An 8,583-nucleotide genomic window follows, 5' to 3' on the forward strand; every position below is an offset into this window, starting at 1 on the left:
ACCTGACACGCGCCGCCCAGACCGCCGCCCTCCGTCCCGGGCGCCGTGCCCCGTCCGGGGGCTGACGGGGTGTGACGTCGCGGTGCTCGTGCGGCGGGCCACTCCTGGGGCGGGATGGAGTCGGCGGCGGGCGTGGTGGCCGCGTCCGGGGCGGGGCGTGGGCTGTCACCCTCTGTGACGCCTCTCGCCTCCTGGGGCGCGGCAGTGTAGACATGGGCACATGGTCCGACTTCTGGGCCGTCACGGGGCGCGCTCTGCCGGTCGTCCCGGCGGTGCCCCTGCCCGACGCGCGGCCGAGCGCGCCCGCGCGGCGCACGAGCGGCGCAGGGCGGCCCGGCCGGGCGGGCAGCCGGAGGCCCGGGAGCCGGGGCGGCTGCGGTCTGCGCTGACCGGTCGCAGCGTCGCCGGGCAGGTGTTCCTGCTGCAGGTCGTGATCGTGCTGCTGCTGGTGGTCGCCGCGGTGGTCGCGCTGTATCTGCAGGTACGGCACGACAGCACGCAGGAGGCCCGCAAACGCTCGGTCGCGGTCGCCGAGGCGTTCGCCAACGCGCCCGGCACCCGCGAGGCGCTGAGCGCCCCGAACCCGACGGCGGTGCTCCAGCCGAGGGCGGAGGCGGCCCGCAAGGCGACCGGCGTGGACTTCATCGTCGTCATGAACACCGACGGCATCCGCTACACCCACCCCAAGCCGAACCGCATCGGCAAGAAGTTCGTCGGCACGATCGCCCCCGCACTGGCCGGGAAGACCGTGGTCGAGGAGGTCAACGGCACGATCGGGCGGCTGGTGCAGGCGGTCGTACCGGTCACGGCACCGGACGGCAAGGTCGTGGGCCTGGTGTCGGCCGGAGTCACCCTGAACAACATCGACGTCGCCGCGAACCGGCAGCTGCCGCTCGTCCTGATGGCGGCGGCGGTCGGCCTGGGCCTCGCCACCGCGGGTACGGCGCTCGTCAGCCGCCGTCTGCTGCGCCAGACGCACGGTCTGGGCCCGCACGAGATGACCCGGATGTACGAGCACCACGACGCGGTGCTGCACTCCGTCCGCGAGGGCGTCCTGATCGCCGACGACGACGGCCGGCTGCTGCTCGCCAACGACGAGGCGCACCGTCTGCTGGAGCTGCCCGAGGACGCGGAGGGCCGGCACGTCCTCGACCTCGGGCTGCCCGACGACACCGCCGACCTGCTGGCGTCCGGTCGCATGGCCACGGACGAGGTGCACCTCGTCAAGGACCGGCTGCTGGCGGTCAACCAGCGCCCCACCAACGTCGAGGGCGGCCCCGCGGGCAGCGTCGCCACCCTGCGCGACTCCACGGAGCTGCGGGCCCTGTCCGGCCGGGCGGAGGCGGCCCGGGAGCGGCTGAACATGCTCTACGACGCCGGGGTGGGCATCGGCACCAGCCTGGACGTGGCCCGTACAGCGCAGGAGCTGGCGGAGCTCGCGGTGCCCCGGTTCGCCGACTTCGCGACGGTCGACCTGTTCGACTCGGTGCTGGGCGGGGGGCAGCCGGAGGCGGTGACGCCGTTGCGCCGCACCGCCTCGAGCGGGATCCGCGAGGACGCCCCGCTGTATCCGGTGGGCCGGCAGATCCGGTTCGTCGACTCCTCGCCGCAGGCCCGCAGCCTGCGCTCGGGCCAGGCGGTGCTGGAGCCGGACCTGGACGTGGCGCCGGGCTGGCACGCGCAGGACCTGGAGCGGACCGCGCAGGTCGTCGACTACGGCATCCACTCGCTGATCACCGTGCCGCTGCGGGCGGGGTCGCTGGTCCTGGGCGTGGTCAGCTTCTGGCGTTCGCAGAAGCCGCAGCCCTTCGACGTGGAGGAGCTGGCCCTCGCCGAGGAGCTGGTGGCCCGGGCCGCGGTCTCCATCGACAACGCGCGCCGCTACACGCGCGAGCACAGCATGGCCGTGACACTCCAGCGCAGTCTGCTGCCGCGCAGGCTGCCCGAGCAGTCGGCGCTGGACATCGCCTACCGGTATCTGCCGGCGCAGGCGGGGGTCGGCGGGGACTGGTTCGATGTGCTTCCGCTGTCGGGTGCGCGGGTCGCGCTCGTGGTGGGCGACGTGGTCGGGCACGGTCTGCACGCGGCGGCCACCATGGGACGCCTGCGGACGGCGGTGCACAACTTCTCCTCGCTCGACCTGCCGCCCGACGAACTGGTCGCGCTGCTGGACGAGTTGGTCGGCAGGATCGACCAGGACGAGGCGGCGGACGGCAGCGCCCCGGTCACCGGCGCGACCTGTCTGTACGCCATCTACGACCCGGTGTCCCGCAGGTGCACCGTCGCGCGGGCCGGTCATCCCCCGCCGGCGCTGGTGGGGCCCGACGGCGGTGTGACGTTCCCGGACGTGCCCGCCGGGCCCCCGCTGGGTCTGGGCGGTCTGCCGTTCGAGACGGCCGAGCTGGAGCTGGCGGAGGGCAGCCGGCTCGTGCTGTACACCGACGGGCTGGTGGAGGACCGGGAGCGGGACATCGACGAGGGTCTGGAGCTGCTGCGCGGGGCGCTGGAGCGGGCCGGTGAGTCACCGGAGGAGACCTGCCGGGCGGTGCTCGAGTCGCAGTTGCCGGCGAAGCCCAGCGACGACGTGGCACTGATCGTGGCCCGCACGCGGGCTCTGCCGGCCGACCGGGTCGCGGAGTGGGAGGTGCCGTCCGATCCGGCGGCGGTCGGCAAGACCCGCGCCGCGGTCACCCGGCAGCTCACCGGCTGGGGCCTGGAGGAGCTGACGTTCGCCACGGAGCTCATCCTGAGCGAGCTGGTCACCAACGCCATGCGTTACGGCGCCGATCCCATCCAGGTGCGGGTGCTGTTCGACCGCACGCTGATCTGCGAGGTGTTCGACAGCAGCAGCACCTCGCCGCACCTGCGGTACGCGGCGATGACGGACGAGGGCGGGCGCGGTCTGTTCCTGGTGGCGCAGCTCGCCGAGCGCTGGGGCACCCGCTACACGCCGGAGGGCAAGGTCATCTGGGCCGAGCAGCCGCTGCCCTGAGTCGCCCCCTTTTGGTCCGGACCTTCTTCGTGTGACCGTACGAACTTTTTCCGCAACGGGTGTTCGACGCCGTCGAGTTCTGATAGGAAACCTTCCTATCAGAGTGACGCACGGCCCAACTCCCCACCCCCCACCCCTCTTTGGAGCACCCGTGAGGCACCCCTCCAGCGATTCCGCACCCACCCTCACCTCGCGCCGCACCCTCCTGACGCTGATCGGCGCCTCCCTGGTCGCCGCTCCGCTCCTGCGGCCCTCGCACGCCTCGGCGACCGTGAGCGCCGCGGGCTGCGTCGGTCTCGACGACCCGGCGAAGAAGGAGATCGCCATGAAACTGGTGTCGAGCGCGGAGAACTCCTCGCTCGACTGGAAGGCGCAGTACAAGTACATCGAGGACATCGGTGACGGCCGCGGCTACACCGCCGGCATCATCGGCTTCTGCTCCGGCACCGGCGACATGCTCGACCTCGTCCAGCTCTACACCGACCGCAAGCCCGGCAACGTCCTCGCCAAGTACCTGCCGGCCCTGAAGCGGGTCAACGGCAGCGACTCGCACGACGGCCTCGACCCGAACTTCCCCAAGGACTGGCGCAAGGCGGCCCAGGACAGCGCGTTCCAGCAGGCGCAGAACGACGAGCGCGACCGGGTGTACTTCAACCCGGCGGTCAAGCAGGGCAAGGCGGACGGCCTCGGGACGCTGGGCCAGTTCACCTACTACGACGCCATCGTGATGCACGGCGACGGCGACGACCCGACCAGCTTCCGCAACATCCGCAAGCGGGCCCTGAACAAGGCGAAGCCGCCGGCCCAGGGCGGCAACGAGACGACGTACCTCAACGCCTTCCTCGACGCCCGGGTGTGGGCGATGAAGCAGGAGGAGGCCCACAGCGACACCACGCGGGTCGACACGGAGCAGCGGGTCTTCCTGAAGAACGGCAACCTCTGTCTGAACACGCCCCTCAACTGGAAGGTGTACGGGGACAGTTACCACATCGGGTGACGCGTCCGGTGAGCACCTGTGGGCTCATAAAGCTGATTTATGAGCCCATAGACCGGACCCGTGTACCGACTTAGGCTTGCCTTAGCTTAGGCTTCCCGTTCGAGTCGATCTGTCGCCGCTCGAAGGGAACCTGATCATGCCCCGCCCCCTGCGGGTAGCCATCGTCGGAGCCGGCCCCGCCGGGATCTACGCCGCCGACGCGTTGCTCAAGTCCGACGTGGCCGCCGAACCCGGTGTGTCCATCGACCTCTTCGAGCGCATGCCCGCGCCGTTCGGACTGATCCGCTACGGCGTCGCCCCCGACCACCCCCGCATCAAGGGCATCATCACGGCCCTGCACCAGGTGCTCGACAAGCCGCAGATCCGGCTGTTCGGCAACGTCGACTACCCGAACGACATCAGCCTGGACGACCTGCGCGCGTTCTACGACGCGGTCATCTTCTCCACCGGAGCGACGGCCGACCGCGAGCTGCGCATACCCGGCATCGACCTGGACGGCTCCTACGGCGCCGCCGACTTCGTCTCCTGGTACGACGGCCACCCGGACGTGCCGCGCACCTGGCCGCTGGAGGCCGAGAAGGTCGCCGTGCTCGGCGTCGGCAACGTCGCCCTCGACGTGGCCCGCATCCTCGCCAAGACGGCCGACGAGCTGCTGACGACGGAGATCCCGCCGAACGTGTACGAGGGCCTGAAGGCCAACAAGGCGCTGGAGGTCCACGTCTTCGGCCGCCGTGGCCCGGCGCAGGCGAAGTTCTCGCCGATGGAGCTGCGCGAGCTGGACCACTCCCCCACCATCGAGGTCATCGTCGACCCCGAGGACATCGACTACGACGAGGGCTCGATCGAGACCCGCCGCGGCAACAAGCAGGCCGACATGGTCGCCAAGACCCTGGAGAACTGGGCGATCCGCGACGTCGGCGACCGCCCGCACAAGCTGTTCCTGCACTTCTTCGAGTCCCCGGCGGAGATCCTAGGCGAGGACGGCCGCGTCGTCGGCCTGCGCACCGAGCGCACCGCCCTGGACGGCACGGGCAACGTCAAGGGCACCGGCGAGTTCAAGGACTGGGACGTCACCGCCGTCTACCGCGCGGTCGGCTACCTCTCCGACAAGCTCCCCAAGCTCCCCTGGGACATCGACTCGGGCACCGTCCCGGACGAGGGCGGCCGGGTCATCCAGGAGAGCGGCGAGCACCTGCAGTCGACGTACGTCACCGGCTGGATCCGGCGCGGCCCGGTGGGCCTGATCGGCCACACCAAGGGCGACGCCAACGAGACGGTCGCCAACCTGCTGGACGACCACGCCAACGGCCGTCTGCACACCCCGGCCTCGCCCGAACCCGAGGCCGTGGACGCCTTCCTCGCCGAGCACCAGGTCCGTTTCACCACCTGGGACGGCTGGTACAAGCTCGATGCCGCGGAAAAGGCACTGGGCGAGCCGCAGGGCCGGGAACGCGTGAAGATCGTCGAGCGTGAGGACATGCTCCGCGCCAGCGGCGCCTGACCGCCCCTCAGGCGGGCTTCCAGGACGACAGGCCCGAGACGGTACGCCGTACCGCCTGCGCGTGGCCGAACAGTCCCGGAAGCCCGCCCGTGTGCAGGAACACGGTGCGCTGCCCCGGCCGGATGTCACCGTCCTCCACCGCCGCCACCAGCCCGGCCATGGCCCGCCCCGTGTAGACGGGGTCCAGCACGATGCCCTCGGCGCTCGCGGCACGCCGCATCGCCGCCAGGACCGGTTCGTGCAGGATGCCGTACCCCGCGCCGACCTGATCGGTGCGCACCCGCAACCCGCGCGGCTCGACGCCGGAGCCGAGGAGTGCGGCCACGGTGGCGGCCGGATCGGGTACCGCCCCGCAGTGCACGCCGAGCACCCGCCGCTCCCCCAGGGCGCCGACCAGTCCGGCCATCGTGCCGCCGGAGCCCAGCGCCACCACCACGTGCTCCACGTCGGGCAGTTGGGCCAGGATCTCCTCGCCTCCTTCGACGTACCCCCGCGCGCCGAGCGGGCTGGAGCCGCCGAACGGGATGAGGAAGGGACGCGCCCCCTCCCCGCGCAGCCGCTCGCAGACCTCCTCGGCGACGACACCCAGGGCATTCGGATCCGCGTCTTTGGCCCAGTGGACGCGGGCCCCGAAGAGGCCGTCGAGGACGAGATTGCCGGAGGCGTCCGCCGCACCGTCGGGCGACCCCGGGAAGACGAGGACGACGTCCAGCCCCAGGCGGGCGCCCGCGGCGGCCGTGAGACGGGCGTGGTTGCTCTGCGCGGCGCCGGTCGTGACCAGGGTGTCGGCACCCTCGGCGAGGGCGGCGCCGGTGAACCACTCCAGTTTGCGGACCTTGTTGCCGCCGCCCCCGAGACCGATCAGATCGTCCCGCTTGACCCACAGGTCGTCCTCGCCCAGGCCCAGCGCGGCGGCCAGCCGGGGCATGCGCTCCAGGGGCGTCGGCCAGGTGGCCAGGGTGGTCTTTCCGGTCACGGTGTCTCCTCGAACTGGAACCGTCGCTGCCGGTGAGACGTTGCCACAGACGCGGATACGGTCACGGGGGCCGTACCGACACGGACGGGGTGAGCGTGACACGGGTACTGGTCATCGGCGGCGGAATCGCGGGCACGGCGACGGCGCTGGCCCTGCACAAGGCGGGGTTCGCCGCCGAGGTGCGCGAGGCGCATCCGGGTTCGGCCGAGGACATCGGCGCCTTCCTCACTCTCGCGAGCAACGGCATGCGCGCGCTCGCGCAGTTCGACGCCTCCGCCGCCGTCACCGCCCTCGGCTTCCCGCTGACCTCGATGCGGGTGCTGGACCACACGGGCACGGAGCTGGCGCACGTGCCGCTCGGCGAGGCGGGCGATCCGCTGCTGCGCTACCGGTGCCTGCGGCGCGGCGACCTCAACTCCGGGCTCCAGGCGGAGGCGACGCGCCGGGGAATCGGCATCCGGCACGGCGCCCGGCTGACCTCCGTCGAGCAGGGCGCGGACGGCGTCACCGCGCATTTCGCCGACGGCGGCACCGCCACGGCCGACCTCCTCATCGGTGCCGACGGCCTCAACTCCACCGTCCGGCAGGCGATCGCCCCCGGCGTCCGGCCCCTCTACGCGGGCCAGCGGGTCTTCTACGGCTACACCGACGCCGGGCCCCGCTCGACCGACGACGCGTGCATCACCATGATCCGAGGCAGCCGCGCGGCCTTCGGCCATGCCGTCTCGCCGGGCGGGGAGACGTACTGGTTCGCGCGCGTGGCCGGCGATCCGCTGCCCGCCGAGGAACTCGCCGACGGCACACCGGAGCGTTGGCGCGAACTGCTGCTCCCCCTGCTGCGCGAGGACGCCACGCCCGCCGCGGACATCGTCGCGGCCACCACCGACGACGTGCTGGTCACCAACGCCACCGAGATCCCGACCGGCACCGCCTGGCGCTCGGGGCGGATCCTGCTCCTCGGCGACGCCGCCCACGCGGCCTCCCCCGCGACCGGCCAGGGCGCGTCGATGGCGCTGGAGGACGCCGTGGTCCTCGCCAAGTGCCTGCGCGATGCCCCGGATCCGGACTCCGCGCTCTCGCTCTACGAGGAACTGCGCCGCCCGCGCGTGGAGCACAACGTCACCGTGAGCGGCAACATCTCCCGGGGCGTTCGGTCCACGTCCCCGGCACGCGGGGACCGGGCCCCTTCCCGCCCCGGCGAAGACGAACTGATCGGGCTCCTGGACTGGGAGTCGGACATCCGGTCGGCGGGGCAGAAGCCGCGCCCCGCATTTGGATGAAGACGGCCCTGGAAAGCCCCGAGTTGTATACGCTCCAGACTCTTCACCGAAAATCCACATCGGGGGGTCGTTGCTCCATGCGTATACGTTTCTTCGCCGCCACCACCACCGCCGCCGGCGCACTCGCCGTGCTGGCCGCCGTCCCGGCCCACGCCACCGAGTACTCGTCCGCGCTGAAGATCAAGGGCGTTCAGTACGACGCGCCAGGCCGGGACTCCAACAACTGCGCGACCGGCAACACGAAGGACGAGTATCTGACGATCAAGAACTACTCGTCCCACACGACGGTGAACCTCAAGGGGTACGTGGTCAAGGACAAGGCCGGCAACCGGTTCACCTTCTCCAAGAACCACTATCTGCAGCCCGGTGACTACGTGAAGCTGCGCGGCGGCCACGGCACCGACTCCGACGCGAAGAACGTCGTCTACCGCCAGAACTGCAACTTCATGTGGAACAACGACAAGGACACCATCTACGTGTACAAGCCGTCCGGCGCCGGCGCCGACTCGCACGCGTACACCAAGAGCGGCAACGACCCGGACGGCAACGGGTACATCACGTTCCACGGGTGACGGCGTATCGCCCGGGTGCGAACGGGACCCGCCCCTAAGCGGATGGTGGGCGGGCCCCGTTCGCGGGCGCCATTGTGGCGGGCGCGCCGGACACGGGACACGTGTGAAGCGGCGTGTCATGGAGCGTGTCGCGCGCACCCCGAGTGCGCCGCGCGCATCCTGCGCGCCCACCCCCGCGTGATCTCCACCGCCGTGTGCGGACGATACTGGTACCTACACGTGCCCCCGTCTGCAGATGGACCCCATGCGCATCCCACCGGCCGAC

Annotated in this window: 6 protein-coding genes; 5 read left to right on the plus strand and 1 reads right to left on the minus strand. The window is 71.6% G+C overall.

What is annotated here, in order from left to right; translation table 11 throughout:
• Window positions 1-220: 220 nt before the first annotated feature.
• The 3 genes from GRC12_RS38395 (at window position 221) to GRC12_RS38405 (ending at window position 5,490) form a co-directional block, all read left to right on the plus strand.
• Window positions 221-2,992, plus strand: coding sequence for a SpoIIE family protein phosphatase/ATP-binding protein (locus tag GRC12_RS38395; RefSeq protein ID WP_208784946.1), 2,772 nt, complete (start codon window positions 221-223; stop codon window positions 2,990-2,992).
• A gap of 151 nt (window positions 2,993-3,143) precedes the next feature.
• Entirely contained in the window at window positions 3,144-3,989 is an 846-nt protein-coding gene (locus GRC12_RS38400) for a chitosanase (RefSeq protein WP_208784947.1), read from the plus strand.
• Between the two features lie 136 nt (window positions 3,990-4,125).
• Window positions 4,126-5,490, plus strand: coding sequence for an FAD-dependent oxidoreductase (locus GRC12_RS38405; RefSeq protein WP_208784948.1), 1,365 nt, complete (start codon window positions 4,126-4,128; stop codon window positions 5,488-5,490).
• Window positions 5,491-5,497: 7 nt separating this feature from the next.
• On the opposite strand, the gene GRC12_RS38410 is transcribed toward GRC12_RS38405, so the two are convergent.
• Complete coding sequence (locus tag GRC12_RS38410; RefSeq protein ID WP_208784949.1) at window positions 5,498-6,466, minus strand: D-cysteine desulfhydrase family protein; 969 nt, start codon at window positions 6,464-6,466, stop codon at window positions 5,498-5,500.
• A 95-nt stretch (window positions 6,467-6,561) separates the two neighbouring features.
• On the opposite strand from GRC12_RS38410, the gene GRC12_RS38415 reads away from it, so the two are divergent.
• Entirely contained in the window at window positions 6,562-7,746 is a 1,185-nt protein-coding gene (locus GRC12_RS38415) for an FAD-dependent oxidoreductase (protein ID WP_208784950.1), read from the plus strand.
• 77 nt (window positions 7,747-7,823) lie between these two features.
• Window positions 7,824-8,318: a lamin tail domain-containing protein gene (locus tag GRC12_RS38420; RefSeq protein WP_208784952.1), complete on the plus strand. Its 495-nt coding sequence runs from the start codon at window positions 7,824-7,826 to the stop codon at window positions 8,316-8,318.
• The last annotated feature ends 265 nt before the right edge of the window (window positions 8,319-8,583 follow it).

Source organism: Streptomyces griseorubiginosus (genome assembly GCF_017614965.1).
Taxonomy (GTDB): domain Bacteria; phylum Actinomycetota; class Actinomycetes; order Streptomycetales; family Streptomycetaceae; genus Streptomyces; species Streptomyces griseorubiginosus_B.

What these genes read in the sequence shown, in the direction of transcription:
- GRC12_RS38395 (WP_208784946.1), top strand. Translation starts at nt 221, where the DNA reads ATGGTCCGACTTCTGGGCCGTCACGGGGCGCGCTCTGCCGGTCGTCCC.
- GRC12_RS38405 (WP_208784948.1), top strand. Translation starts at nt 4,126, where the DNA reads ATGCCCCGCCCCCTGCGGGTAGCCATCGTCGGAGCCGGCCCCGCCGGG.
- GRC12_RS38420 (WP_208784952.1), top strand. Translation starts at nt 7,824, where the DNA reads ATGCGTATACGTTTCTTCGCCGCCACCACCACCGCCGCCGGCGCACTC.